Here is a 25,411-nt window from a genome sequence, read left to right on the forward strand (position 1 = left end):
GTTGTGGCGCGTCGCGGCTGTGTTGAACCTGCTCGATAAGTTCTTACCGCGCAGCGGCGTGCTTGACCGCTTCAATGAACAAACGAGCCGTTCGAGATAGCGCGACGTGCCTTGCATGAATTACGCGCGGGAAGATCTTCACGCTTGGCAAGAATTGCTTTTGAACCGCGAGCGGAAATATCTCTGACACTCCCATCGGCTCGACGATGGCGACGCCGCACCCCTTCATCGCAAGCGCACAGGCACTGATCGTGTAATTGCTGCCGATCATGACGTGCTGATTCAGGTCGACCGACCGAAACGCCTGTCCGAGCAGCTCATGGATGGGCTCGCTCTGGATATTCGTGATGATCGCCTCGCCCGCGAGGTCGCTCGGCTCGATGACGGAGCGGCCCGCAAGCGGGTGATCGGGGGCCATGACGCAGACAAGCGCGGTTTCGAACAGAGGAAGCGTCGTGACGCCCGCATGGTCGCCCGGCGTGAAGATGACGCCGAGATCGATTTGCCCGCTGGCAGCCATCGCCAGAATCTCCTTCGTCTTGGCGACTTGAAGCCAGACGCGGACGCCGGGATGCCGCTGTCTGAACTGTGCGATCGCATCGGCGACGAAGCTGCAGGACAATGTCGGCGTGCAAGCCAGTGTCAGGACGCCCGAGCGGCTCTCCTTGAGATCCCGCGCATATTTTTCGACCACGCCGACCGAGTGAAAGACCTTCTCGACCTCGCGATAGAGATTGAGCGCCTCCGGGGTCGCCTGAACCCGGCCCCGGCCGCGCTGGAACAGGGCGAACCCGACCAGATCCTCCATGCGGCGTACGGTCTTCGAGATCGCGGGCTGTGACATCTGCAGATGACGGCCGGCGGCAGTGAGGCTGCCGGCCATCATGACGGCCCGGAACACTTCAAGTTGGCGCAGGTTGAACATCAGTCACCATAACCCACGGTTATCGGCTGCGCATCAATGAGCGCTCGACGTCGTGGCGGGGCTCCTCCAGTCTCAACTCACGAACAGCGCGATAAGGCGCGGCGCGGAGGAAATGTCCGACGGAACGGGCGGCATCAAGATGCCGTGCGTGCCCGCGCGTCCTCCCGCTCAAGGAGTTGGCGGGATGGCGCGATTTTCCACGCGGGCGATCGAAGTTCACAGCGGCTATGTCTGGAATTTCGACTGGGTCCGCAAGACGATCGAGTTTGCGCGGCGCCACGACATGACCTCGCTGGCGCTCCACCGCAACGACATCGTCGACATGGTGGTCTATCCCGGCAAGCTGTTCGGCGCATCCGGCGCCGGGACGAATATCTTCGAGCGCTATCGCGAGATTTTCCCCAAGCTGTACAAATACACGCCCACGCGGCGCAGCGGCCCCTATCAGCGCCGTGACTATCTGCGACGGGTGATCGATCTGGCCGCGCGCAACGGCATCGACGTGTGGTTCGAGAACAAGGAGCTGTCCTTCCCCGACATCCTGCTCGAGCTCAATCCGCAACTCGTCAAGAACGGCACGCTGTGCCCGAACGACCCTTTCTGGTGGGATTTCGTCGATACCAAGTACACCGAGCTCTTCCAGGACCTGCCTGGGATCGCCGGGATCATCACCGCCCCGGGCACCGGCGAAAGCCGCCTGGCGATCTCCTCCAACCGCTGCACCTGCGAGGCCTGCCGCGGCAGCACGCCGCAAGGCTGGTACCGCAAGCTGATCATGGCGATGCACAAGCCGATCCGCGCCGCCGGGCGGGAGCTGGTCGTGCGCGATTTCGTCTTCGACAAGAAGGCGCAGACGGAACTGGCCGAGACCATCGCCGGCCTGCCTTCCGACGTGATCGTCAGCCTGAAGAACACGCCGCACGACTACTATCCGACATTTCCCGACAATCCGCGCCTCGGCGATGTCGGCGACCATCGGCAATGGGTCGAGTTCGATACAATGGGCCAGTATTTCGGCTGGGGCATCGGGCCGGCGGTGATTACCGACGACTATCGCCGGCGCATGGAGACGGCACTGCGCCATGGCGTCGTAGGCATGATCCTGCGCACCGACTGGGAAAGCTTGGACGGCCACTCCTGCTTCCACACCCCGAACCGGCTCAACCTCCATGCAGCGGCGGCGTTGGCGCTCAACGCCGATGTCGGCGACCGTGAGATCCACCGATCGTGGCTGACTGAGACGGGCATGACGGAGCCCGGCGCCGCGAAAGACGAGCTCGACGCCGCGGCCGATTGGAACGTGCGCCTTTTCGCGAATTCGTGGGAAATCGTCTCGAAAAGCCTGTTCGTCAACGATTGCGTCTTCTCGGATTCCAGCAACTACCCGATCAGCCTCGATCACGCCTGGTGGCTTGCCGAGGAGAAGAACAGCCTGAAGGATTGGGACCCCTCGAAGGAGAACGCCCTCGAGACCTCGGAAGACAATATCCGCCGCATTCTGGCCGAGAAGGACGAGGCGTTGAGGCTGGTCGAATTGCAGCCTGGCCTCGCCCGTGAGCGGCCGGCGGCTTTGACCGAAGCCGCCCATCGCGATCTCGTCGGCCGCATGGAGACCTTCAGGCTCTACGTCGCCGGCTGGCGGGCGGCCGTCCGCGCCTGCATCTTCACCCGGTTCCTGCTCGATCACCCCGGCCGCGAGGATGCGTTCGGTATCGAGATGCGTGCCGCATCGGAGGAAGCGTTCGATCTGTTGCGGACGCTGGCCGACGAGATGAGGAGTTACGCTGCCGCCACCGACCAGCATTTCTCAGCCTACAACATGCTGGGTTGGGAGCGGCTTTTGACGCTCCGGGACGATCTGTCCGGGCGCCTCGCGGCCCTGTCAGAGCGCGCCCCGGATCCCGTCCCAGCGGAGTAAAGGCCTTGCAGAAGACTGATCGATCAGGACAGTCGCCGTTTCTCGTCCAACTCGTCGTGGCGGTCGCCCTTTTCGCAGGCTGCGCGCTCTACCTGTATGCGGCGCTCGGCTTCTCCTTCGGGACCTGGAGCAATCCGCGGGCCGGGTTCCTGCCGAGGATCGCCGGTTGCGTCGGCGTCGTGCTGGCCCTGGGCAATCTCCTCCGCGTCTGGCGTGCGCGGGACACGACATCCGCCGATCTGGGTCTGCAACCGAGCCGTGCGCTGGCATTTCTCGTGATTCTGGCGGGCTACGCCGCTCTGCTCGGTCGCCTCGGTTTCCTGCCGGCGACCTTCGGCGCCACATTGGCTCTGCTCATGGTCAGCAGGGGCATGCGCGGCCCGGCCGTCACTGTCGGGCTCGCGGCCGCGTTCTCGTTCGGCATCTGGTTGTTGTTCTCCCGCGCCCTCGATCTGCCATTGCCATGACCTCGCTCGACGCTCTCATCCAGGGTTTCCAACTCGCCGCCACCCCGACCAATCTCGTCGCTGCCGGGATCGGGGTCCTGCTCGGCACCTTCGCCGGCATGCTGCCGGGGCTCGGCATCTCGGGCACGATTGCCCTGCTGATCCCGATCAGCTTCGGCCTCGATCCCCTGACTGCGCTGGTCATCTTCGGCGGCATCTACTACGGCGCCGCTTATGGCGGCTCGACCACGTCGATCCTGCTCAACGTGCCGGGCGAAGGCGCATCGGTCGTCACCTGCGTCGAAGGCTATGCCATGGCCCGCCGTGGCCGCGCCGGTGCGGCGCTCTCCGTCGCCGCGCTAGGCTCGTTCTTCGCGGGAATGCTGGGGCTCGTCGTCCTCGTGCTCTTTGCGCCGACCATCGCGGGCTGGGCCCTCGCATTCGGCCCTCAGGAGTATTTCTGTATCGCGCTGCTCGCGCTCGTCGTGCTTTCCGGTATCAGCGGCCAGTCGATGGTGCAGTCCGGTCTGATGGTCGTCGTCGGCATCATGCTCGGCACCATCGGCATCGATCCGATGAGCGGGGTCGAACGGTTCACCCTGTCGAGCGACATCCTGCTCGACGGCATCTCCTTCATCATCGTCGTGATGGGCGTCTACGGCATGGCCGAAGTGCTGCAGACCGCCTCTGATGGCGATGCTGCGGTCTCGGCGCCGCGCGTCGCCTTCCGGGATCTCTACCCGACGCGCGAGGAACTTTCGCGCTCGCTGCCGGCGATCGGCCGCGGCAGCCTCATCGGGCTCCTGATCGGCCTCGTCCCCGGTCCGTCCGGCACGATCTCGACCTTTCTGTCCTATGCGATCGAGAAGCGTTTCAGCCGCGGTCGCGACCAGTTCGGCTCGGGCGCGATCGAGGGCGTGGCCGGGCCGGAGTCCGCCAACAACGGAGCCGATACCTCGACGCTGATCCCGCTGCTTTCGCTCGGCCTGCCGTTCAATGCCGGCGCAGCCCTCATGCTCAGCGGCTTTCTGATCCATGGCATCACGCCTGGTCCCAACCTCGTGAACACGCGCCCCGACCTGTTCTGGGGCCTCGTGGCGAGCCTTCTCATCGGCAATGTCATGCTCCTGGTGATCAATCTGCCATTCGTCGGATTGTTTGCTTCGCTGCTGCGCATCCCGCTCGGCATCCTGATGCCCCTGGTCGCTATCGTGGTGATGAGCGGGACCTATTTCATCAACAACAACCTGTCCGATCTCTGGCTGGCAGTCGCCTTCGGCCTGGCCGGCTGGCTCCTGAAAGGAGCGGGATACAGCGTCGCGCCGCTGATCATCGGGCTGTTCCTGGGCCCGCTCATCGAGAAGGGCTTCCTTCAATCGATGGTGCTCGCGGATGGCAGCTTGCTAGTGCTGATGTCGCGGCCGTTCAGCGGCCTCATGCTCGGAACCGCTGCCCTCTTTATCCTGGTTCGCATCGGTCTGGCCCTTCGCAGCCACTTCGCCCGTGCGCCACTGGTACCCGTCCCGCCTCGATGAGCGTGCGAACGATGAAAAAACTGAAAAAAGGGAGAGAAATCATGACCAACGCTGCCACACGCCGCCTCGCGCTCGCCGCTTTCGGTCTCACTTCGGTCGCGATGGCATTCCCTGCCTTCGCCCAGACCTATCCACAGAGGCCGATCCGCGTGATCGTGCCGTTTCCCGCCGGCGGCGCCACCGACATCATGGGCCGCATTGTCACGAAAGCCGTCGAAGCGCGCCTCGGCAAGCCCCTGATCATCGAGAACAAACCCGGAGCGGGTACGATGACCGGACTGAACGAATTGGTCGGCGCCCGGCCTGACGGCTACACGATCGGCATGGTCACCAGCACCATGGTGCTGCAGCCGCTCTATGGCGGGTCGCGCCACGACTATCCCACTGCCCTTCAGCCCATCGCGCAGATCACGGTGACGCCGCCTGTGCTGGTCACGGGTGCCGACACGCCCTGGAAGACGGCCAAGGTGCTGATCGACGACGCCAAGGCCAATCCCCGCAAGATCAAGTACGGCATCACCGGCTTCGGCAATTCGTCGCATATCGGCCCGACGCAGCTCGCCCGCGCCGCCGGGATCGAGATCGAGCCGGTCTCGTTCGATGGCGGCGGCACGCTGCTGACGGCGCTGCTCGGCGGTCATATCGCGGTCTCGGCAGGCAGCACCGTCGACTACAAGCCCCATATCGAGGCAGGCAAGTTGCGCCCATTGCTCAATTTCGGGCCGGAGCGCAGTCAGGATCCGCTCTACAAGGACGTCCCGACGGCCAAGGAGCTCGGCTACGATGCCGAGATCGTGTCCTGGACCGGCGTGGCGGCACCCAAGGGTGTGCCGGCCGACATTGCCGGCAAGCTCAACGAAGCGTTCGCGGCCGTGATGGCCGATCCCGAGGTCAAGGCCGCCATCGCGAAACTCGGGTCCGAACCCGTCCATCTCGATGCGGCCGGTTTCGGAGCCCGGTGGGGATCCGAAACGACGAAGCTGCGCCAGGTCGTCACCGAGACCGGCATCCTCGAACTCGTGAAAAGTCAAAAGCAGTAGGCGCAATCGTCGTCGACGACGAATGCCAGCCACGTGCGAGGTTCGGCGGCTCGAGCGGCTGCCTTCTGCACATGATCCAACGGCGCACAGTCAAAGCTAGCCCTTACCCCGGGAGGCTACAGGTGCCGTGCGCCCACGGACTTGGCAGCTTTTGTCATCGCGTCGAGCAGCCAAGTGTTCAGCCTCGTCCGCTGCCAATTTAACGGCACCGCGATCCGATGTCGTGGTTCAAGCTCAACCAATCGGCCGTCGGCAAGTAGCGGATAGCCCATGGCAACGGGGCCAACGACCAACCCAGGCCGGCGAGCGTCAACTCCAGCATCCCGCGGGCCGCCGGTTCGCATGCACCCCAATCTGGCCGGCTTGTGCCGCAGGCAGGTTGAAGCCCTGCGCGAGGTTTCGGCAGACGAGGAGACGCGCACGGAAGCGCCAGGGACTCTTCGATCGCTGATGGAGATCGTCCTCAACCATCCGATCGAGGGCGGTTACGAAATCAAGCTGGTCGGTGAGATCGCCAATATGGTCGACGTCACGGAAGACTCCGCCAACAAAAAAACCGCCCCTGGAAGGGCGGTTCTTGCTGCCGAGGATCGGCGTTCGGTAAAGTTGGTTGCGGGGGCCTGAAGCTACCGAGAGTTGTCCGGTGGTTGCCACCAGAGCGGCGCCATGCGTTTTGCAAGCGCCCACATCCGCGTCGCGCCGCAAGCAGAGCTTGAGATCCCGCCGAAAGCGGACGCTCACCCGTCGGCCCGATCGTGGGCTTCGACCGATTGGTATCAGAACGGCATAGCCCCGCTTGGAGTAGGCCGTCGATACGCGCAAAGAAGGGCCGGCGTCCCGCAGGGAGCCGGCCACGAGGAAGTGTGCGACGCTGTACCAAAAGCCTCGACAGGCGCTTAACTTGAGGCGGCTCGCGTGCAATGGGAAGCAGCATCATCTCACGAGAACAGTCGCGGCCTCACCCACTCTTCTGCTGCGTCTTCCATTCCTGGTATTCGGCTTCCGCGTCCTCGGCGAGAGGGTAGTAGCGACGAAGATCGCCGCCTTTCGAGAGCATGAGGCGGGAGAAGTCCTCCCATTCGGCATGATGACTGCCGACCTCGAGCAGCCTCTCGGCATAGGCGATCGGCACGCAGATGGCTCCGTCGTCATCGGCAATGATGATGTCGCCCGGTCTGACATAGGTGCCGCCACAGGCGATCGGCACGTTGACCGCGTGGGGCATCAGGGTCGTCTGAGTGTGAAAATTCGGCGTAACGCCACGCATCCAATAGCCGATATCGAGAGCGAACGCCTTCGCGGCATCGCGGATCACCCCGTCGATGACCATCCCCGCCCCGCCCTTGCCGGCGAAATAGGTCAGCATCATCTCTCCGAAGATTCCGCTCTGCATGTCGCCGCGGGCGTCGACAACGACAACGTCGCCGGCCTCGACGTGATACAGCGCGTGCCTGTGAAGCTGCTTCTCGCGATCGGCATATTCGTCGTCGCCGTAGAGGTCCTCACGCTTCGGCATGAACTGCAGGGTAAGGGCCGGTCCGGCGACCACCTTGCCGCGCTTGTGCGGTACCGCGCCCGCGATGAAGGGATTGCGAATGCCCATCTTGTAAAGCTCGCTCGACGCGGTGGCCGTGCCGATGCTGGCGAGCCCATCGAGAAGCGCCTTCGCCGGACGGGCGATCTTGGGGATGTCGAACATGGTTATTCCTGATGGTTGGCGGCGTGATCCGGAGATCGTGAACGCCTCTCCGGAGCGATGCGGTTGCGGGTTTTCAAACCCCGCCGACGACTGGATGCCAGTCCGGCCGGTACGGGTCCTGATGGAAGCGGGCGTAGTAGTCGCCCTTCTCCTCGTAGAGCGCGCCGTAGTGGCGCATCTTGTCCTCGTCGAGCGAGACGCCGAGACCCGGCCCGGTCGGCACGCGGATGGCGCCGTCCTCGTATTTCATCAGCCCGCCTTCGATGATGTCGTCTGTCAGGTAGTGGTAATGGGCGTCGCCAGCGAAGCTCATCTCGGGGATGGTCGCCGCGGTGTGCAGCATCGCGGCGAGCTCGATGCCGAACTCGGCCCCGGAATGCATCGCGACGCCGAGCCCGAAGGTGCGGCAGACCGCCGACAGGTCCTTCACCCCGCGCGGACCCTCCCAGTAGTGGATGTCGGTGAGCACGATATCGACGGCGCCGAGCCGGATCGCCGGGCCGAGATCGTCGAACTTGGCCGGATACATATTGGTCGCGATCGGGATGCGGACCGCCTTGCGTACGGCGGCGTTACCCTCGAGCCCCCAGGCCGGATCCTCGAAATACTCCAGGCCGACGGCTTCAAGCCGCTGGCCGATGCGGATGGCCGTCGGCACCGACCAGACGCCGTTGGGGTCGATCCGCAGGCCGAAATCCGGCCCCATTCGCTCGCGGCAGGCTTCGACGGCTGCCGCCTCGACCTCCGGCGACAGCACGCCCGCCTTGAGCTTCATTGATTTCACGCCGAGCGTTTCGTGAAGCTCCTGGCAAAGATCGGCCATGTCCTCGGCATGCTCGTCATGGCCGCCGCCCGGCCGGTCATAGCGCCAGAACAGATAGGCGATCATCGGAATGCGATCGCGGACCGGGCCGCCGATCAGGTCGCAGAGCGGCCGGCCGAGCGCCTTGCCCTGGATGTCGAGACAGGCCATCTCGATCGCGGCGTAAAGCCGGGCGTTGGAGAGATAGTAGATCGCCCGCAACGTCTTGAGCTTGATCAGCTCCAGATGGAACGGGTCCATGCCGATGATGCGCGGCTTGAGCCTCATCAGAGCGCCGCGCTGGTCGCCGCCGCCGACTTCGCCGAGCCCGATGATGCCCTCATCGGTCACGAGCTCGAGGATGGTGCGCAGAAAATAGCCCGGATGCACGCCGGTGTTGTGGCGAAGCTGCGCATTGAGCGGTATCGCCACGCAGCGCACCTTCATGTCGACAATCCTCATCGGCGTTGGTCTCCCTAGAGATGCATGCCGCCATCGACGAAGAGCGTCGTGCCGGTGATGTAACGAGCCGCGTCGGAGGCGAGGAACAGGGCGGCCTCGGCGCAGTCCTCGGGCGTGCCGAGGCGGTGGGCGGGAATGCGCGCCAACACCGCCGCGCGATAGGCAGGGTCGGCCAGCGTCTCGCGGTTCCGCGCCGTCGCGATGGCGCCGGGCGCCAGGACATTGCAGGTCACGCCGCTCGCCGCGACCTGGCGGGCGATGTTGCGCGTCATGCTTTCGAGCGCGGCCTTGCTCGCGGCATAGACCAGCATCTCGGGATGCTCCCGCACCTGCTGGATCGAGCCGATTGCGATCAGCCGGCCGAAGCCGCGCTCCGCCATCGCCGGCACGAAGGCCTGGACCAGCCGGTAGTTGGCAGCGAGGTTGATCTCCCATTGCCGGTCGAGTCCGGCGCGGTCGAAATCCTGCCAGGCCGCCCGTTCCTGCAGCGCAGCGTTGAGCACGAGGATATCGAGCCCGCCGAACCGCGCCGTTACCTCCCCGATCAGGCGTTCGACCTCGGCCGGCTGCCGGAGGTCGGCGGCGATGGCCGTTTCCGCCCCGGCAGCGCGGTGGGCAGTATCAAGATCGGTATCGGAAGCCGGGCCGTTGAGGGCCACTCGGGCGCCGCAACGCGCGAGCGACGCCGCGATGGCGAGCCCAATACCTTGCGTCGCGCCGGTGACGAGCGCCCGACGGCCGCCGAGATCGACGCTCAAGCCAGGCCTGTCAGTCATGGCTGCCGCCCAGGCGGGCGTCGAAGGCGTCGCGTACGGCGTCGCCGAGGAAATTCAGCGCGAGCACGGTGAGGAAGATGGCGAGGCCGGGGAAGAAGCTCATCCACCAGGACTGGTAGAACTGGATGCCGGTCGCGACCATGTAGCCCCAGCTCGGCGTCGGCGGCTGCACCCCGAGTCCGAGAAAGGAGAGAGCGCTTTCGGTGATGAGCGCCTGGGAGGCCGAAAGCGAGCCATAGACGATGACGTTGCCCGAGACGTTGGGCCAGATGTGCCGCAGCAGGATCCGCAGCGGGCGAGCGCCGGCGGCCTGTGCCGCGACGACATAGTCGGCCTCCCGCAGCGACAGCACCTCGGCCCGGACCAGCCGCGCGAAGCCCGGCATCTTGGTGATGGCGATCGCGAGCATGGCGTTGATGAGGTCGGGGCCGAGCACGGCGACGATCGAGAGCGCCAGCACCAGCAGCGGGAAGGCGAGGAAGGCGTCCATGATCCGCATGATCAGCGCATCCCAGAGGCCGCCCAGCCAGCCGGAGACCAGGCCGAGGATCGAGCCGGCGATCAGCGCGAGCCCGATCGCGAAGATGACGACCTGGAGTGAGACCGTGGCGCCGTGCAGAACCCTGGAGAGCACGTCGCGGCCGATCTCGTCGGTGCCGAACCAATGGGCCGCGCTGGGCGGCATCGAAAAGGCGTCCGGGTCGATATCGGTCGGCGAATAGGGAGAGAGCCAGGGGGCGGCAAGGCCCAGCCCGACGATGATGGCGAGCACCACCGTGCCGAACTGGCCCTGCCAGGACCCGAGGATGCGGCGCAGGATGAGCGCTCCGGGCGAACGCGGTGCACGCGTCGCCGATGAAGCGGCGGATGACATGGTTTCGGTCACGACCGCCATCACGCCTTCACCCGCGGGTCGAAGGCCCGGTACAGCATGTCGGTCAGCAGGTTCACCAGGAAGACGGCGATGACGATGAACAGGATCGCACCCTGGATGACCGGGAAATCGCGCTGGAAGATGCCGTCGACCAGCATCCGCCCGAGGCCCGGCAGCGCGAAGACCGTTTCGGTGACGACCGCGCCGCCGAGCAGCGCCCCGACCTGCAGGCCGATGACCGTGACGATCGGGATCAGCGCATTGCGCAGCGCGTGCCGGGTCAGCACGAGACGCTCGTTGAGGCCCTTGGCTCTGGCGGTCCGGACATAGTCCTGGGACAGGACCTGCAGCATCGAGGCGCGGGTCTGGCGCATGACGAGTGCCGCGAAGGCGGTTCCGATCGTCAGCGCCGGCATGATCATCAGCCGGAGGTTCTCCGCCGGGTCGTCGAAGAGGCGCACATGGCCGGAGGCAGGGAGCCAGCCGAGCTTGAGCGAGAACAGCATGATCAGCAGCACGCCCATCCAGAAATAGGGCACCGCGACCGAGGACATGGCCAGGAAGCTGGCGATTACGTCGATGAAGCTGCCACGAAAGCGCGCAGCCAGGATGCCGGCTGGCATACCGATCGCCACCGCGATCAGGATCGACAGGAAGCCGAGTTCGAGCGTCACCGGAACGCGCGCCGCCAGCATCTGGCCGACATCCTCCCGCGTGCGCAGCGAGCGGCCGAAATCGCCCTGGGCGACCCGCGCGAGCCAGGTGACGTATCGGATCGGCGCCGGCTGATCGAGCCCGTATTCGATGCGCACCGCGGCGCGCTGCTCCGGCGTCGCCTGCTCACCCAGGATCGTGACCGTCGGATCGCCGGGCAGCAGGTTGGTGAGCGCGAAGACGATGATCGTCACGAAGAACGCCACCGGCAGCATCTGCGCGAGCTTCTTGCCGAAATAGATCATAACGACGGCGGCCTTCAGTAGCGATCGAGACGGCGTTGGTCGCGCGTGATCTCGGCGAGGACGGCGCCTGAAACTGCGAAATGCGTCGTCATCGCGTTGCGCGCAGCCACAGGATCGCGCGCCTTGATCGCATCGATCACCGCCTGGTGCCGCGCGACGGTCGCCATGGGGTCGCGCAGGTCGCGCTGCATGCCGAGCGCCCGCTGCGTGAACTTGATTGTCTCCGCCAGCGCGTCGACGAGGTGCTCGAGCAGCGCATTGCCGGAGCAACGCGCGAGCGCGATATGGAAGGCAAGGTCACCCTGGAGCCAGCGCTCGAAGTCGCCGTCGACATTGGCGCGCATCTTGTCCAGCGCGGCTTCCACGGGCTCGAGTTGAAGGGGCGAGGCCCGCTCGGCCGCCAGCGCGGCCACTTCGACCTCGATCGCCCGGCGCAGCTCGACCGCCTCGCGCAGGCCGTTATCCGTCACGCGGACGGCCAGGCGCAGGAACTGGTCCAGAGGGGCGACCGAAAGCCCCTTTACTGTCGTCGGCTTGCCTTGCTGGATCTGGACGATGCCGAGCGCGGCGAGCCTTCCGAGTGCCTCGCGGACCACCGGCTTCGACACGTTGAGCCGCTTGGCGAGATCCGATTCCGACGGCAGCGAGTCGCCGGCGCGGTAAACGCGCTCGGCCACGCGGTCGATGACGAACTGCGTCACCGCCTCGGTGAGACGCTGCTTGTCGGGTTGAATGGCGGAAATCTCGCTCATGACATATCAGATATCTTGGAGGCCGAGAGTCGTCAACGCCTTTCGAATTCGACCCGCGAGAGCGGCGTATTCGTCGATTTTTGGTCGATATGCTGCATTGCGATGATGTTTTGCGCTCCTGCAGCAAGCGATTGCCTCGTTCAATTCGAAAAAATCGTTGCGGTTACCTCATAACATATCTTATAGGCTTGCCTCGGCTGGCGCCGCCAAGAGCGCCTTGGGAGGAGATTGCCTCGATGGCTTTGATTTCACGTCGCGGTTTGTTGCTGGGCGCCTCCGGCGCCGGCCTCATCGCCGGCCTGCCCGGCCTGGCCTTTGCGCAGACTTCTCCGGTCCGGAGCGGCGCCATCGTCGCCTCGATGGACCTGCAGCCGAAGAGCCTGGACCCGATCATGGGCGACGCGCCGACCTCGGATCGCTACGCCCTCATCCAGATGTTCGAGGGGCTGCTCAAATTCGACGTGCAGGGCAATCTCCAGCCGTCGCTGGCGACGAGCTGGGAATGGTCCGAAGACAAGAAGTCCGTCGTCTTCAAGCTGCGCGACGGCGTCGTCTTCCATGATGGCGAGCCGTTCAACGCCGAGGCGGTGGTGTTCAATATCGGGCGCGTCGTGGCGCCCGGCTCGACCGCCCCGCGCAGTCCGGATCTCGCCGACATCGCCGGCGCCGAGGCGCTCGCCCCGATGACGGTGAAGGTCAATCTCAAGCAGCCTTCAGGCGCCGCGCTGGCGTCGCTCGCCGTCGAGGCCGGGATGATGTGCTCGCCGGCAGCGCTGAAAAAGCTCGGCCAGGATTTCGGCCGGCAGCCCGTGGGGACGGGGCCGTACAAATTCGCCGAATGGGTCGGCGGCAGCCATATCCGCTTCGTGCGCAACGAGCGCTACTGGCGCGATGGTGCCGACGGCAAGAAGCTGCCCTATGCCGATGCGGTGACGCTGCGGATCATCCCGACCACGGCGGTCAAGATGGTCGAAGTCAAGTCGGGCGGGGTCCATCTGGTCGACGGCGTGACCCCGCGAGACTTCGAAGAGGTCGAGAAGAACGAGGCGTTGAAGCTCGTCGCCGTTCCGCCGGGCATTGCGCAATGGCTGACATTCAACGTCTCCAAGGGCATCTTCGCCAATCCCGCCCTGCGCGCCGCAGTCAACCACGGCATCGATCGAAACGTCCTGATGAAGGGCATCACCCGTGGCTTCGGCGCCGTGACGCCCACCTGGGTCCCGCCGACGGACTGGTCTTATGACGCCAGCGTGCCGTCACCGAAGCTGGATCCCGCAAAGGTGCAGGCTTTCCTCAAGGAAGGCGGGCAGCCGAACGGCTTCACCTGCAAGCTCTCGATCATCCAGCGCGATCCGGACACGCAGGTCGCGCAGATCGTCCAGGCCCAGCTCAAGCAGTTCCGCATCAACATGGAAATCGAGATCCTCGAGCGGCAGGCCTGGGTGCCTAAGGTGCTCGGGCTTCAGCACGAGCTGGCCATGGGGCGGGTGAATGTGCCGCGCGCCGACCCCGACCATGTCTTCGGGCCGTTTTTCGGACGCGCCGCTTCGCAGAATTGGTCCGGCATCAAGGACGAGGAGGTCTTCAAGCTGGTCGATCAGGGCCGCGAGGAGACCGATCAGGCCAAGCGCAAGGTGATCTACAAGGAACTTCAGACCGCCCTGAACAAGAACGACTACTATTCCTGGCTGTTCTTCCGCGAGGCGCGCCATGTCGCCCGCAAGGAACTCCAGAACATCGTGCTCGATTCGGGCGGCGCCTGGCAGCTCGCCGAGGCGTGGCTCGCCAAAGCCTGACGCGGGCGCCGACATCCGGCCCGATTGCGAGGATTGCCGTGAATGTGAATGCACCCGGCGGAACGCCTGGCAATCGGGAAGGGATCGAGAACGCGGGCGTCGTGAAGGATGTTCTCCAGCGACGAGCCACGGTTCTCGTCCTCTCCAAGAGCGTGCCCGCGGCCACGGTCGCGGCGCTGGCGCAGCGCTTCGAGATACTCGATCCGACGAAGCCCGAGGATATCGATGCGCTCGTCGCGGCCCATGGTGCTCGCATTCGCGGGATCGCGACAACGGGAAAGGCCAAGCTCGACAGAACCCTGCTGGAGCGCCTGCCAGCGCTCGAAATCGTGGCCTGTTACAGCGCGGGGCTCGACAATATCGATGCGGAAGCCCTGGCCGAGCGCGGCATCGTTCTGACCAATAGTTCGGCTGCGCTTGCGGAAGAGGTTGCCGATCTCGCCATCGCGCTCATGGTGATGGCCCGGCGCCGCCTCGTCGCGGCCGACTCTCATGTTCGCCGTGGCGCCTGGGCAGAAGGCGCCTTTCCGCTGGGCCAGTCGGTGAGAGGAGCGCGTATCGGCTTGCTCGGTCTCGGCCATATCGGCAGCGGCATCGCCCGCCGCGGCGAAGTGATGGGCATGCATCCGCGCTACTGCACCCGGCGGCCGGTGGCGGGCTGCTCGTATCCCTATTATCCCGATGCGCGGACACTTGCCGCCGACAGTGACGTCTTCGTCGTCGCCTGCCCGGGTGGACCAAGCAATCGTGGCCTCGTCGACAGGAGCGTCATTGCGGCGTTGGGACGAGAAAGCACGCTGATCAACATCGCCCGGGGCGAAATCGTTGACGAAGCTTCGCTGATCGAAGCTCTGACCACGGGACAGCTGGGCTCCGCCGGGCTTGATGTCTTCGCCGATGAGCCTCATGTCCCAGCCAGTCTTCGGGAGCTGCACAACGTCGTGCTGACGCCGCATCTCGGCAGCGCCACTATCGAGACGAGAGACGCGATGGGGGCAAGCGTCGTCCGGTCCTTGTTGCAAGCGCTCGACTGAGTCGTTGGACGGCAAGCCCCCGAGCCGGCCGCGATTGGGCTCGAGGCGCCGCTTGGCTTCTGGGATGCGCCAATAGCTGAACTTAGCGCCTTGCCCAAAAGCAGACCTTGGCGGCTCTAGCACAAAACTTTAGCTGAGACCCCAAGCTCCCGACGGCAGCTCGTGCATGGCTCGATCCAGCCTGGGAAGCGGACCAACTAGCAGTTTGCGGCCGCGGCCAAAGCGGGTACTTCCAGGCAAGGGTGACCCGCGATGAACAAAACACCTGAGCAAGCCATAGACCATGGTTTCCGAGCAACGGCAGCACGATTGCGAGCGCCCCAAGGTTCCGGACAGTTCTGCAGAACCCGGCGGCGCGCCCGGCGCTATAGCATCCTGGACAACTCTGCACTAATCAGTTGGGCGGTTTCACGCACGAGCCTTCCGCAAAGCTCGTGGCGCCGTTCGTCGTGCCGGTACACCGGCATACTGATGCTGACCGCTCCGATAGGCTCCCGCGAACGGTTGAAGATCGGGCTGCCGAAACAGCGGATGTCCGGCTCGTTTTCCTCGTCATCGAACGCGAACCCCTGCTCACGCGTCCGCTTCAATTCATCTAACAGCGCTGCGGGTGTCGTAAACGTCTTGGCGGTGTAGCGCTTCAGGTCCAGGCCCTTGATAACGTCCAGGAGTCGTTCGTCCGGCAGGCCGGACAGCCACGCCTTCCCTACGGACGTGGAGTGAAGTTCGACCTGGCCGCCAATGCTGGTTTTCATCTGCACCCTGTTGGAGCCCACCAGCTTGTCTATGTAGACCATCCGGTTATTGCTCGGCACAGCAAGATGCACGGTCTCGTCCGTTGCGTCGCGAAGCGACACCAGAAAATCCCTTGCGATCGTCCGCAGGTCGGAATCCTCCCAGGTCTTTGCAGCAAACTGGAGAAGGCGTGGCCCCAGCCGAAACGTTCCATTCTCTCCTGACTGCGTGACGAGCCCCTCCGCGATGAGCGCCGAAACGAGGCGGTATATCGTACCCCGGGGAAACGGCGCGCGCTTTGTCAGCTGGGCGATGTTCAGCATTCCAGGGGCATCGGCAATGATCTGCAGCACCGTCATGAACTTCGAGAACGACGCCGCTCCTTGTACGTGATGAAGCGCTCCACCATCGCCCTCATCCTGCTCATTCTTGGTCACGGGCATACCTCGCAAGCTTGACAACGAAACACCCCGGCTCTAAAAATTTGGGCAGATTGTCCACATTGTAGTCAATTCTCTTCGTCGGTTCTAGCCGCGTGATCGAGGGGGATCAACGGCGAACTCTAGAACGCCGAACGTGAACGAATCGAATCCCCACGCCTCCGCAAGAGAAGGCTCGGGAAGTCATGCTGGGAGGAAGCAGATGTCCAAAAAAGGCTACTGGGTTGCTTTGGTCGATATCGCAGACCATGAAGGGTACAAAGACTACATCGCGTTGAACAAGGCGGCTTTCGATAAATACGGGGCCGCCTTTGTCGTTCGCGCTGGACAAAGCCAGGTTATGGAAGGCCCCGCCGCGAACCGGCTGGCCGTCATCGAGTTCAAGGACTACGAGACCGCGCTCGCCTGCTACAGCTCTCCAGAATATCAGAAGGCCATCAAGGCCCGCGAGAAGCACGCCAAAGTGCATCTGGCCGTGGTGGAAGGTGTCTGACACCGGACGAATTGCCTGAGATCACCTGCAAGTCCGGCCGGAGGTATCCTCGCCTTTATCTCGCGCGCAATTCGACCGGATACGCAGACGGGGCCACCTGCCTAACCTGCTAGCGAGGCTCGGCTCAACGTCTCCGGGCTTTCGTCAGATTGCGGCGAAACCGCCGCATGCGCGCACAACCTTCGTGAGCGGTCATGTCCTCAGCGTTGCAGTGGCTATTCAAGGCTTTCGACGTCTTCGTCGTCATCGGCATGGCCGTCATCAGCCTGCTCATCTTTACGAATGTCGTACTGCGTTACGGCTTCAGCTCGGGCATTCCGTTTGCCGTCGAGGTCTCCCGCGTCGTCCTCGTCTGGGTCATCTTCATGGGATCGGTGGTGGCGCTCGCCAAGGGCGCCCATCTCGGCGTCGAGTCTCTGGTCGTCCGGCTGCCTCCAAGAGCGCGTCTGGTCTGCTTCTTCGTTTCATACGGTCTGATGTTGTGGTGCTGCTGGCTTCTGGGAGAAGGCAGCTGGGAGCTCACCGTCATCGAGTGGGGCAACGTTCAGGCACTGTCCGGCATTCCCGTCGGCGCCATCTACCTCGCGGGATTCGTCGCTGCGATCCTGATGGCCCTGGTTCTCCTTCTCGATCTGTGGCGCTCGCTGCGCGGCATCCTGCCCGCCCCCTGGTCGGGAGTGGAGCATGTCGAGCCGCTGCCGGTCGTGCCCTCCGCGCTGACTTCGGAGAAAACCCCGTGAGCGGTCTGGTCTTCATCGGTTCCCTCCTTGGCACGATGGCCATCGGGGTTCCCATCGCCTTCGCCCTGATGCTGTCGGGGATTGCGATGATGCTGCTGATGGGAAATCTGGACGCCAACATCCTGGCGCAACGCCTTGTCAACGGCGCGGACAGCTATCCCCTGATGGCGATCCCCTTCTTTCTCATCGCAGGCGAGCTCATGAATGCCGGCGGCCTCTCCCGCCGGATCGTGAACGTAGCCCTGGCGCTCGTCGGTCACATCCGTGGCGGCCTCGGCTACGTGGTCATCGGCACGGGGCTGATCCTTGCGAGCGTCTCCGGCTCCGCAATCGCGGACACGGCGACGCTCGCGGTCATGCTGGTCCCGCTGATGCGGGACGCCGGCTACCATATGGGCCGCGCCTCGGGCTTGATGGCGGCGACAGGCATTATCGCCCCCATCATTCCGCCGTCTGTCGGCTTCATCATTCTGGGCGTCACCGCGAATATTTCCATCGTCGGCCTGTTCTTCGCCGGTATCGTGCCCGGAATCATGATGGGGCTGAGCCTCATGATCGCGTGGTGGTTTCTCTCCAAGAAGGAGACAGCGACCGTCCGGCTTAAGACTCCGCGCAGGGATCTCCCGAAGACCATCGTGACCGCCGGTTGGGCGCTGATGATGCCGGTGATCATCCTCGCGGGACTGCGTTTTGGCATCTTCACGCCAACCGAGGCCGGCGTCGTGGCTGCCGCCTATGCTTTGTTCGTGGGGCTGTTCATCTATCGCGAGCTGACACCGCGGCTGCTCTATGACGCGTTGCTCGGGGCCGGACGCTTGACGGCCGTGATCATGCTGCTGGTCGCGGCCTCCATGATCTCCGGCTTCATGTTGACGATCTCCAATATGCCCGCCCAGCTCGTCAGTCTCCTAGGACCGTTCATCAAATCGCCGATCCTGCTGATGGGTATGATCGTTCTGGTGGTTTTCATCGTCGGCACGGCGCTCGACTTCGCACCTTGCATCACTATTCTGGTGCCCATTCTAATGCCGATCGTCAAAGCGGCCGGTATCGACCCGGTTTATTTCGGGGTCATCTTCATGATGGTCAACGCGGTCGGCTTGATCACACCTCCTGTCGGGACGGTCCTCAACACGGTATCGGGAATCAGCGGAGTTTCATTGGAAACGGCGACGAAGGGGGCCATGCCCTACCTCGTGGCCCAGATGCTTCTCATAATGCTGCTGGTTCTATTCCCGGCACTGGTGACCGTGCCAGCGCGCTGGCTCCATTGAAGCTCGGACTGTCGAGAAGCTGACCTGGACGGTGCCGACGGCTTTTCCGGGGGGCTACGACAAAGGACCCGCCAGGCACCCTGGCGGGTCCTGACGCGTGACCTGAGGTTGCGGGATCGATTGAGACTGCAGAGTCAGTCGCGGGACGCGACACGGTCTTGTTAGCCGTACCGGGATGAGCCCCGGCACTGCCCTACGGATTGCCAGACCGGACGATCAAAGCCCGCCAGCGACGGTGATCAAGGTGCCAGTCATGAACCCGGAGCTGGGAGACGCGAGCATCAGGGCAGCGCGCGCGATATCGTCGGGCTCCGCGATGCGCCCCATCGGCGTCAGCGCGGCAATCCTGGCCGGACGCTCGGGATTTCCGCCGTTCGTGTGGATCCGCGTGTTGGTGGTCCCGACGCGGATGGCGTTCACGCGAATGCCCTCCGGCGCCAGTTCCTTCCCCGCACCAAAGGTAATGGATTCTACGGCTCCCTTGGTGGCGGCGTAGTGAACATATTCGTTGGGACTGCCGAGGAAGGCCGCCAGTGATGACATGTTCACGATCGCCCCGCCTTGGCCGCCCTGGCGGGTGGACATGCGCTTCGCGGCCTCCTGGATACAGTACATGACGCCGAAGACATTTATCCTGAAGGCGGTTTCAAGCACCTCAGGCTGCAATTCCTCTATCCTGCCGGCTTTTCCGATGATCCCGGCATTGTTGACCAGGCATGTCACTCTTCCCAGTTCATCGTCGCAGGCTCTGAACAGAGCCTGTATGTCCTCTATCTTGCCCACGTCTCCCTGGACCGCGATGGCGCGTGCTCCCGCGGCCGTGCAAGCCTCGACGACCTCGGACGCTGCCTCGCTGTCCGAGAGGTAGTTTATGCAAACGTCGTAGCCTTCGGCGGCGAACAGCCTGGCCGTTGCTGCGCCGATGCCGTGGCTTGCGCCGGTCACGATCACGATCGGTCTCACGGAACTGCCTCCTCGGTCTTCTTCGGGGCGGTCTCAGCTTAGAACACGGCCTCGAGGATCGCGGCGTAGTCTGCCTTACTCAAGGGGCGTGGATTGGTCGGGTGACTATGGTCCGCAATGGCTCGCTCGCAGACCCAATCGATGACGTGACGGGGCACGCCAAGTTCGGACAATTTCGGTGTGATGCCCAATCGACTGTTCAGCGCGTCCAAGGCATCTGCGAGGGGTGTTCCGTCAAGTCCTGCCAGGCTTTCGAGGTGCCTGACCTTCTGGGCGACAGCCTCGATTTCCACATTCCACCGCAGAACGGTCGGCATCAGGATGGCGTTGAGCGTTCCATGATGCAGCTTCGCCTCCTTGAGACCGCCGAGCGCATGGCTCAGGGCGTGGACGGCTCCGAGACCCTTCTGGAAGGTCATGCCTCCTTCCAGGGCGCCTATCATGAGTTCGGTCCGCGCCTCGGCGTTCGCGCCATCCGCATACGCAACAGGCAATGCCTTCCAGATGCGCTTGAAGCCGTCCGTGGCGATTGCCTCGGCGGGCGGGTTGAAGCGGGGGGACAGGTACGTTTCGATACAGTGCGACAATGCGTCGAGGCCTGTCGAGGCTGTCAGACCCGGCGGAAGCCCCATCGTCAGGGCGGGGTCGCAGACCGCTCTGCGCGGGATCAGGAACGGGCTGATGAAGCCGAGCTTTCGGCCGTCGTCTAGCGTGATCAACGCCGCGCGCCCGACTTCCGACCCGGTGCCTGCTGTCGTCGGGATGGCCACGAGCGGCGCCACTGCGTTCGTGATGCGAGCCACGCCGCCCAGGATCGCCGCGTACCGCTCCAATTCGCCATCATGCGTCGCAAGCAGCGCCACGCCCTTGGCCAGGTCGATCGGAGATCCCCCGCCGATCGCCACGACGCCGTCGCAACTGCCTTGCCTGTATAGTTCGAGGCCAGCAGCAACCGCAGCTTCCGTCGGGTTGGTGGGAACATCCAGGAAGACTGGAGCCGACTTCAGGAACGCGAAGCCCGGGCGGTCGAGCAGACCGACGGCTTTGATGCCGTGATCACTGATCACCAAGGGGCGCGACACGCCGAGCTCGCGCACGATGTCCGCCAACGCGTCGGACGCGCCAATCCCGAAACTGATGTTCGTCAGATAGGTTATGGTGTGCACGCTGCCGCTCTCCCCTGATATCCCGCCCAGCTGCATTGCTGCAGCATCGTGTCATATGGCACGCCGTTGTTTAGCCAGCGCACAGAGAGGCGCAGCTACTAGCTAGCCCATATTATGGACGAATTGTCCATAATATGTGCGTGCGGAACTTCGGCCTTGTCAAGCGCCGGATTCTGGTTGTGCGATGCCGCTGCCGCTCAGCGTCCTGGCTGGACTTCAGCGGTCAAGAACGGGGTGACCGCGTCCTTCCGGCAGCACATCAGCATGAACCCGAATATGTTTCTGGTTTCAATCAAGCAGATCATGGCTCGCAAGCCCGCTTGGGACGTCGTCATGGAGCCACCCATTGGAGCGCAAAGAGCGGTGATCGAGCGTTGACAACCCAGGTTGTCTCTGCTCATCATGACTTATTGGACATACTGTCCATATTGTAGGCATCTACCTTGAGCGTAGTTTGAATCGGGTCTGAAGGATATTTGGGTTGCTCCTGCTCGTGGCCCGGCCCCGCGCGGGCAGGCCAAGGATCCTACCTATCTTGGTGGCGGAGGGGCGGCGTCGGCGAGTTTGTTCTGGGTTATGCCCATCGCGAATGCAGAAGTCTAAAGTTCAAACGAACGTCGGCCTCATCTTTAACGTAGAAATAAGCATAGATAATGGAGATCCGTCGCCTGACGTCAGTGGCATTCTCTTGTCGATGACCGATTATGCACTCTTGATCCTAATTATAATAAATTACTCTGGGAGGATAAACGATGAGAATGAGGTTTCTAACGGCCGCATTTTTGGGGGCTTTTCTGGTCACGGCTCCGGCCGTGGCTCAGAACACGCGCTTGGGATACGTGCCTGTCGACGATCATCCGGTCGGACAAGCTTCACGTCATTTCGCGAAGCTGGTGGAAGAGAAGACTGCTGGCCGCCTCAAGATCGAAACATTCGGCAACGGCGTGCTAGGCAGCGAGCCCGAGATGCAGGCGTCGGTTCAGGCCGGCTTCATCGACATCATGGTGGGCCCTACGCCGAACCTGGTCGGCGTAGTGCCCCAATTCATGATCTTCGACCTTCCCTTCTTCTATAAGGACTTCGCCGCGGTCGATGCCGTCATGGACGGCCCGGTCGGCGAAAAGCTCTTTGCACAGCTCAGGGAAAAGACCGGCATTGTGGGGTTGGCCTGGTGGGACAACGGCTTCCGTCACATGACCAACGCAAAACGTGCCGTCAACACGGTGCAGGATATGGCCGGGCTCAATATCCGGGTCATACCGAACCCGCTGTTCATCGCGACATGGACGGCGCTGGGAACCAACCCGACGCCTCTTCCCTGGCCCGAGCTTTACAGCGCGCTCGAAAATCGTGCCGTAGACGCTCAGGAGACGCCTTACGCTCTGATCTATACCGCAAGGTTCTATGAGGTGCAGAGCCATCTGGCCAAGACGGGGCACGTCTATACGCCGTTCGTCCTCCTTGCCAGTCGCAAATGGTTCGGCAGCCTTTCGGACAAGGACAAGGCGGTGGTCATGGAGGCGGCGAAGGAATCGGCAACCTTCCAACGCGACCTGTCTCGCAAAGCGGCAGAGCAGCTGGAAGGCGAACTGAAAGCGAAGGGCTTCAAGATTACCCAACCGACGCCTGAAGCGATGGCAGCCATGAGCGCGCGCGTCGCGCCTGTCGTGGCAGAGTACAGCAGGAAGATCGGCCTCGACCTCGTTGAACAGGCGCGCGCCGCAATGGCCGCGAGTGCCAAGCCGTAAGGGTGGTGTCATGGCGCCGGAGCCGGTTCGCCAGCTCCGGAGCTATCGGCAAGCGGAACCTCGAACCCGGGCTGCCGCCCGCCTAGCGCGGCCGCTCTACGCTTAGGGCGCAGCGCCGGGATCCTAAATCGATAGCGGAGGAATGCTCGAATGAATTCAATCGACAGACGCAGTGTGCTCAAGGGCGCGGCTGCCGGCGCAGCCGGCCTCATCGCCGCGCCTGCCATTGCCCAGGCCAAGTTCCCGTCCCGTCCCGTCACGCTCGTTTGCCCCTGGGGTGCCGGCGGCGGCACCGATGCGGTGGTCCGCATCATCGCCTCGTTGCTGGAAAAGAGCCTCGGCCAGCCCTTCAACGTGGTGAACCGCACCGGCGGCTCCGGCGTAGTCGGCCATTCGGCGATCGCGACGGCGGCGCCCGATGGCTACACGCTCGGCATCATCACCTCCGAGATCGCGATGATGCACCATCAGGGGCTGACGCAGCTGACCTACGCCAGCTACACGCCGCTGGCGCTGATGAACGATGACCCGCCGGGCGTCCAGGTGAAGTCGGATTCGCCCTACAAGGACGTCAGGCAGCTGGCGGACGCGATCAAGGCGGCGCCTCCCGGCAAGCTCAAGGCCTCCGGCACCGGCCAGGGCGGCATCTGGCATCTCGCGCTGGTCGGCTGGATGCAGGCGATGGGGCTGAAGCCCGACCATGTCGCGTGGGTTCCGTCCAATGGCGCAGCCCCCGCTATGCAGGATCTGGCCGCCGGCGGTCTCGACCTCGTGACCTGCTCGGTGCCGGAAGCGCGCGCCATGATCGATGCCGGCAAGGCCAAGTCGCTCGCCATCATGGCCGCGCAGCGCAACCCGCAGTTCAAGGACGTACCGACCCTCAGGGAGGCCATGGGGTTGGAGGTGCCGCTCGGCTCCTGGCGCGGCATCGGCGGGCCGAAGAACCTGCCGCCTGACGTCGCAAAGCTGCTCTCGGCCGAGCTCAAGAAGATCTACGACTCGCCGGAGTACAAGGACTTCATGAACTCGCGCGGCCTGACGATGAAGTATGCCGATGCGGACGCCTTCGGCTCGTTCATGGCCGACAGCGACAAGGCGATGGGTGCCTTCATGAAGGCCGGCGGGCTCGCCAAAGGCTGATCCGCGCAAACGCAAGGCAGCCGGGCGCGGCCGCGAAGGCAGCGCCCGGCCTCTTCCCGTCACCGAAAGCCGCTGCCTATGCTCCTGTCCGACAAGGTCACCGGAGGTGTCGTCGCCACTATTGGCGGGCTCGCCTTTGCCTATGGTTCCCAGCTGCCGCCGGTTCCCGGCCAGCAGGTCGGCCCCTCCGCCTTTCCCATGGTCGTCGGTGCGGGGCTCGTGCTCTGCGGCGGGCTGATCGTCTTCGGGATCGGGCGCCATTTCGAGGAGGTCGCCGAGGCCGATGTCGTGAGCCATGCGACGCCGGAGGAACTCGCGCCAGTGCCGGCTTGGCGCAACTGGCTGGCTTTGCTGCCGCCAGCTCTGCTCGCCTTCTACGCGCTGGCCTCGGAGACGCTCGGCTTCCTGCCGACGACGGCGATCATGGTGCTGATCTGCAGCCTCGCCTTCGGGGCGAAACCCAGGCTGGCGGTGCCGCTCGCGATCATCGCGCCCTTCACGATCAACCTGATCTTCCTGAAACTGCTGCGCGTGCCGCTGCCCGGCGGCATCCTGCCCTTCTCCTGGTGAGCGAGGCCTGACGATGGATACCGTCATCAAGGCCTTCGGGCTGGTTTTCCAATTCGACGTGATGATCGCGGTCGTCGCGTCGGCCTTCTACGGGCTGACGGTCGGGGCGCTGCCCGGGCTCTCCGCCACCATGGCGACGGCGCTGCTCGTGCCGGTCACCTTCTATCTCTCGCCGATCGCGGCGATCGCGACGATCATCACCGCCTCGGCGATGGCGATCTTCTCCGGCGACATTCCGGGCTGCCTGCTGCGCATCCCGGGCACGCCGGCCTCGGCCGCCTATACCGACGAAGCCTATGCGATGACGCGCAAGGGCCAGGCCGAGACAGCGCTCGGCATCTGCCTGTGGTTCTCGGCGCTCGGCGGCATCGCGGGCACGCTCTCGCTGATGCTCATCGCGCCGCTGCTGGCCGAGATGGCGCTGTCCTTCTCGACCTATGAGAACTTCTGGCTCGCCATGCTCGGTCTGATGTGCTCGACGCTGGTCGCGCGCTCCTCGCCGATCAAGGCGATCGCGGCGATGCTGCTCGGGCTCCTGATCACCTGCATCGGCATCGACAACCCCGGCGGCGTGCCGCGCTTCACCTTCGGCTCGACCGATCTGCTCGGCGGCATCGAGGTGATCCCGGCGCTGGTCGGCGTCTTCGCGCTGGCCGAGGTGATGCGCTCGCTGACCGAGCGCGACCCGCCGAAGATCGAGAACCGCCGCCTCGGCTCCATCCTCAAGGGCCAGTGGCAGCTGACCAAGGAATATCCGAAACAACAGACGCGCGGGAACATCGTCGGCATCATCATCGGCGTGCTGCCGGGCGCCGGCGCCGATATGGCGGCCTGGGTCAGCTACGCCATGGCCAAGCGCTTCTCGAAGACGCCGGAGAAGTTCGGCACCGGTCATCCGGAAGGGCTGATCGAGGCCGGCGCCTCCAACAACGCCTCGCTCGCCTCCGGCTGGGTGCCGGCGCTGCTCTTCGGCATCCCCGGCGACACCATCACCGCGATCGCCATCGGCGTGCTCTACATGAAGGGGCTGAACCCCGGGCCGACGCTGTTCACCAGCCAGGCCGAGAGCATGTACGCGCTCTACATCATCTTCATCCTCGGCAACATCATCATGATCCCCTTCG

The 25,411-nt window shown here is 64.1% G+C and carries 24 protein-coding genes; 14 read left to right on the plus strand and 10 right to left on the minus strand.

Annotation, left to right across the window (positions count from 1 at the left end; all coding sequences use genetic code 11):
* Positions 1-43 precede the first annotated feature (43 nt).
* Positions 44-925 (minus strand): LysR family transcriptional regulator, encoded by an 882-nt coding sequence (locus B5Y19_RS24590; RefSeq protein ID WP_055728224.1) that lies wholly within the window; start codon positions 923-925, stop codon positions 44-46.
* 184 nt (positions 926-1,109) lie between these two features.
* On the opposite strand from B5Y19_RS24590, the gene B5Y19_RS26240 reads away from it, so the two are divergent.
* From B5Y19_RS26240 to B5Y19_RS25920, 5 genes are all read left to right on the plus strand, one after another.
* Positions 1,110-2,843 (plus strand): hypothetical protein, encoded by a 1,734-nt coding sequence (locus B5Y19_RS26240; RefSeq protein WP_055728223.1) that lies wholly within the window; start codon positions 1,110-1,112, stop codon positions 2,841-2,843.
* 5 nt (positions 2,844-2,848) lie between these two features.
* A complete protein-coding gene (locus tag B5Y19_RS26245; protein WP_176168721.1) occupies positions 2,849-3,310 on the plus strand; it encodes a tripartite tricarboxylate transporter TctB family protein in 462 nt (153 codons plus the stop codon).
* Positions 3,307-4,824 carry a tripartite tricarboxylate transporter permease gene (locus tag B5Y19_RS24600; protein ID WP_079592306.1) on the plus strand — a complete coding sequence of 506 codons (1,518 nt, stop codon included), beginning with the start codon at positions 3,307-3,309 and terminating at the stop codon, positions 4,822-4,824. The genes B5Y19_RS26245 and B5Y19_RS24600 overlap by 4 nt, the downstream gene beginning before the upstream one ends.
* 41 nt (positions 4,825-4,865) lie before the next feature.
* Positions 4,866-5,864 carry a Bug family tripartite tricarboxylate transporter substrate binding protein gene (locus tag B5Y19_RS24605; RefSeq protein WP_055728220.1) on the plus strand — a complete coding sequence of 333 codons (999 nt, stop codon included), beginning with the start codon at positions 4,866-4,868 and terminating at the stop codon, positions 5,862-5,864.
* Between the two features lie 342 nt (positions 5,865-6,206).
* Complete coding sequence (locus tag B5Y19_RS25920; RefSeq protein ID WP_055728219.1) at positions 6,207-6,488, plus strand: hypothetical protein; 282 nt, start codon at positions 6,207-6,209, stop codon at positions 6,486-6,488.
* Positions 6,489-6,822: 334 nt separating this feature from the next.
* On the opposite strand, the gene B5Y19_RS24610 is transcribed toward B5Y19_RS25920, so the two are convergent.
* The 6 genes from B5Y19_RS24610 to B5Y19_RS24635 all read right to left on the minus strand — a co-directional run bounded on the left by B5Y19_RS24610 (position 6,823) and on the right by B5Y19_RS24635 (position 12,188).
* Positions 6,823-7,563, minus strand: coding sequence for a ribonuclease activity regulator RraA (locus B5Y19_RS24610; protein ID WP_055728218.1), 741 nt, complete (start codon positions 7,561-7,563; stop codon positions 6,823-6,825).
* Between the two features lie 73 nt (positions 7,564-7,636).
* A complete protein-coding gene (locus B5Y19_RS24615; RefSeq protein ID WP_079592309.1) occupies positions 7,637-8,827 on the minus strand; it encodes an enolase C-terminal domain-like protein in 1,191 nt (396 codons plus the stop codon).
* 14 nt (positions 8,828-8,841) lie between these two features.
* Positions 8,842-9,603, minus strand: coding sequence for an SDR family NAD(P)-dependent oxidoreductase (locus tag B5Y19_RS24620; RefSeq protein ID WP_079592311.1), 762 nt, complete (start codon positions 9,601-9,603; stop codon positions 8,842-8,844).
* Entirely contained in the window at positions 9,596-10,498 is a 903-nt protein-coding gene (locus B5Y19_RS24625) for an ABC transporter permease (RefSeq protein WP_139384553.1), read from the minus strand. The genes B5Y19_RS24620 and B5Y19_RS24625 overlap by 8 nt, the downstream gene beginning before the upstream one ends.
* Positions 10,498-11,436: an ABC transporter permease gene (locus B5Y19_RS24630; protein WP_055728215.1), complete on the minus strand. Its 939-nt coding sequence runs from the start codon at positions 11,434-11,436 to the stop codon at positions 10,498-10,500. Before B5Y19_RS24630 ends, B5Y19_RS24625 begins: the two co-directional genes overlap by 1 nt.
* 14 nt (positions 11,437-11,450) lie before the next feature.
* Positions 11,451-12,188: a FadR/GntR family transcriptional regulator gene (locus tag B5Y19_RS24635; RefSeq protein WP_055728214.1), complete on the minus strand. Its 738-nt coding sequence runs from the start codon at positions 12,186-12,188 to the stop codon at positions 11,451-11,453.
* A gap of 236 nt (positions 12,189-12,424) precedes the next feature.
* On the opposite strand from B5Y19_RS24635, the gene B5Y19_RS24640 reads away from it, so the two are divergent.
* Together B5Y19_RS24640 and B5Y19_RS24645 are read left to right on the plus strand one after the other, a co-directional pair.
* Positions 12,425-13,984 carry an ABC transporter substrate-binding protein gene (locus B5Y19_RS24640; RefSeq protein WP_176168722.1) on the plus strand — a complete coding sequence of 520 codons (1,560 nt, stop codon included), beginning with the start codon at positions 12,425-12,427 and terminating at the stop codon, positions 13,982-13,984.
* Between the two features lie 38 nt (positions 13,985-14,022).
* The gene (locus tag B5Y19_RS24645) at positions 14,023-15,018 is read left to right on the plus strand and encodes a 2-hydroxyacid dehydrogenase (RefSeq protein ID WP_055728212.1); all 996 of its coding nucleotides are present in this window, start codon (positions 14,023-14,025) and stop codon (positions 15,016-15,018) included.
* Between the two features lie 365 nt (positions 15,019-15,383).
* On the opposite strand, the gene B5Y19_RS24650 is transcribed toward B5Y19_RS24645, so the two are convergent.
* Positions 15,384-16,190, minus strand: a complete 807-nt coding sequence (locus B5Y19_RS24650; RefSeq protein WP_176168723.1) for an IclR family transcriptional regulator — start codon at positions 16,188-16,190, stop codon at positions 15,384-15,386.
* A gap of 205 nt (positions 16,191-16,395) precedes the next feature.
* On the opposite strand from B5Y19_RS24650, the gene B5Y19_RS24655 reads away from it, so the two are divergent.
* From B5Y19_RS24655 to B5Y19_RS24665, 3 genes are all read left to right on the plus strand, one after another.
* Entirely contained in the window at positions 16,396-16,686 is a 291-nt protein-coding gene (locus B5Y19_RS24655; RefSeq protein ID WP_055728210.1) for a DUF1330 domain-containing protein, read from the plus strand.
* Positions 16,687-16,880: 194 nt separating this feature from the next.
* Positions 16,881-17,426, plus strand: coding sequence for a TRAP transporter small permease (locus tag B5Y19_RS24660; RefSeq protein WP_055728209.1), 546 nt, complete (start codon positions 16,881-16,883; stop codon positions 17,424-17,426).
* Positions 17,423-18,700, plus strand: a complete 1,278-nt coding sequence (locus tag B5Y19_RS24665; protein ID WP_055728208.1) for a TRAP transporter large permease — start codon at positions 17,423-17,425, stop codon at positions 18,698-18,700. The genes B5Y19_RS24660 and B5Y19_RS24665 overlap by 4 nt, the downstream gene beginning before the upstream one ends.
* A 216-nt stretch (positions 18,701-18,916) precedes the next feature.
* Here the strand turns inward: B5Y19_RS24665 and B5Y19_RS24670 are convergent, their stop codons facing one another.
* Positions 18,917-19,663 (minus strand): SDR family oxidoreductase, encoded by a 747-nt coding sequence (locus tag B5Y19_RS24670; RefSeq protein ID WP_055728207.1) that lies wholly within the window; start codon positions 19,661-19,663, stop codon positions 18,917-18,919.
* A gap of 38 nt (positions 19,664-19,701) precedes the next feature.
* The gene (locus tag B5Y19_RS24675) at positions 19,702-20,829 is read right to left on the minus strand and encodes a 4-hydroxybutyrate dehydrogenase (RefSeq protein WP_139384554.1); all 1,128 of its coding nucleotides are present in this window, start codon (positions 20,827-20,829) and stop codon (positions 19,702-19,704) included.
* A 758-nt stretch (positions 20,830-21,587) separates the two neighbouring features.
* Here B5Y19_RS24675 and B5Y19_RS24680 point away from each other — a divergent pair.
* From B5Y19_RS24680 to B5Y19_RS24695, 4 genes are all read left to right on the plus strand, one after another.
* On the plus strand, positions 21,588-22,577 hold the full coding sequence (locus B5Y19_RS24680; RefSeq protein WP_055728205.1) for a TRAP transporter substrate-binding protein: 990 nt from the start codon (positions 21,588-21,590) through the stop codon (positions 22,575-22,577).
* Positions 22,578-22,727: 150 nt separating this feature from the next.
* Positions 22,728-23,717, plus strand: a complete 990-nt coding sequence (locus tag B5Y19_RS24685; RefSeq protein ID WP_055728204.1) for a tripartite tricarboxylate transporter substrate binding protein — start codon at positions 22,728-22,730, stop codon at positions 23,715-23,717.
* Between the two features lie 78 nt (positions 23,718-23,795).
* Positions 23,796-24,287 carry a tripartite tricarboxylate transporter TctB family protein gene (locus B5Y19_RS24690; protein WP_079592317.1) on the plus strand — a complete coding sequence of 164 codons (492 nt, stop codon included), beginning with the start codon at positions 23,796-23,798 and terminating at the stop codon, positions 24,285-24,287.
* 13 nt (positions 24,288-24,300) lie between these two features.
* The coding region (locus B5Y19_RS24695) for a tripartite tricarboxylate transporter permease (RefSeq protein WP_079592319.1) at positions 24,301-25,411 on the plus strand (1,111 nt) is incomplete at its 3' end.

Origin of the sequence: Allobosea thiooxidans, assembly GCF_900168195.1 — a bacterium.
GTDB classification, from domain to species: domain Bacteria; phylum Pseudomonadota; class Alphaproteobacteria; order Rhizobiales; family Beijerinckiaceae; genus Allobosea; species Allobosea thiooxidans.

Coding starts and splice junctions, on each gene's coding strand:
- B5Y19_RS24590 (WP_055728224.1), bottom strand. CDS start 925: ATGTTCAACCTGCGCCAACTTGAAGTGTTCCGGGCCGTCATGATGGCC.
- B5Y19_RS26240 (WP_055728223.1), top strand. CDS start 1,110: ATGGCGCGATTTTCCACGCGGGCGATCGAAGTTCACAGCGGCTATGTC.
- B5Y19_RS24600 (WP_079592306.1), top strand. CDS start 3,307: ATGACCTCGCTCGACGCTCTCATCCAGGGTTTCCAACTCGCCGCCACC.
- B5Y19_RS24605 (WP_055728220.1), top strand. CDS start 4,866: ATGACCAACGCTGCCACACGCCGCCTCGCGCTCGCCGCTTTCGGTCTC.
- B5Y19_RS25920 (WP_055728219.1), top strand. CDS start 6,207: ATGCACCCCAATCTGGCCGGCTTGTGCCGCAGGCAGGTTGAAGCCCTG.
- B5Y19_RS24610 (WP_055728218.1), bottom strand. CDS start 7,563: ATGTTCGACATCCCCAAGATCGCCCGTCCGGCGAAGGCGCTTCTCGAT.
- B5Y19_RS24615 (WP_079592309.1), bottom strand. CDS start 8,827: ATGAGGATTGTCGACATGAAGGTGCGCTGCGTGGCGATACCGCTCAAT.
- B5Y19_RS24620 (WP_079592311.1), bottom strand. CDS start 9,603: ATGACTGACAGGCCTGGCTTGAGCGTCGATCTCGGCGGCCGTCGGGCG.
- B5Y19_RS24625 (WP_139384553.1), bottom strand. CDS start 10,498: ATGGCGGTCGTGACCGAAACCATGTCATCCGCCGCTTCATCGGCGACG.
- B5Y19_RS24630 (WP_055728215.1), bottom strand. CDS start 11,436: ATGATCTATTTCGGCAAGAAGCTCGCGCAGATGCTGCCGGTGGCGTTC.
- B5Y19_RS24635 (WP_055728214.1), bottom strand. CDS start 12,188: ATGAGCGAGATTTCCGCCATTCAACCCGACAAGCAGCGTCTCACCGAG.
- B5Y19_RS24640 (WP_176168722.1), top strand. CDS start 12,425: ATGGCTTTGATTTCACGTCGCGGTTTGTTGCTGGGCGCCTCCGGCGCC.
- B5Y19_RS24655 (WP_055728210.1), top strand. CDS start 16,396: ATGTCCAAAAAAGGCTACTGGGTTGCTTTGGTCGATATCGCAGACCAT.
- B5Y19_RS24660 (WP_055728209.1), top strand. CDS start 16,881: ATGTCCTCAGCGTTGCAGTGGCTATTCAAGGCTTTCGACGTCTTCGTC.
- B5Y19_RS24680 (WP_055728205.1), top strand. CDS start 21,588: ATGAGGTTTCTAACGGCCGCATTTTTGGGGGCTTTTCTGGTCACGGCT.
- B5Y19_RS24685 (WP_055728204.1), top strand. CDS start 22,728: ATGAATTCAATCGACAGACGCAGTGTGCTCAAGGGCGCGGCTGCCGGC.
- B5Y19_RS24690 (WP_079592317.1), top strand. CDS start 23,796: ATGCTCCTGTCCGACAAGGTCACCGGAGGTGTCGTCGCCACTATTGGC.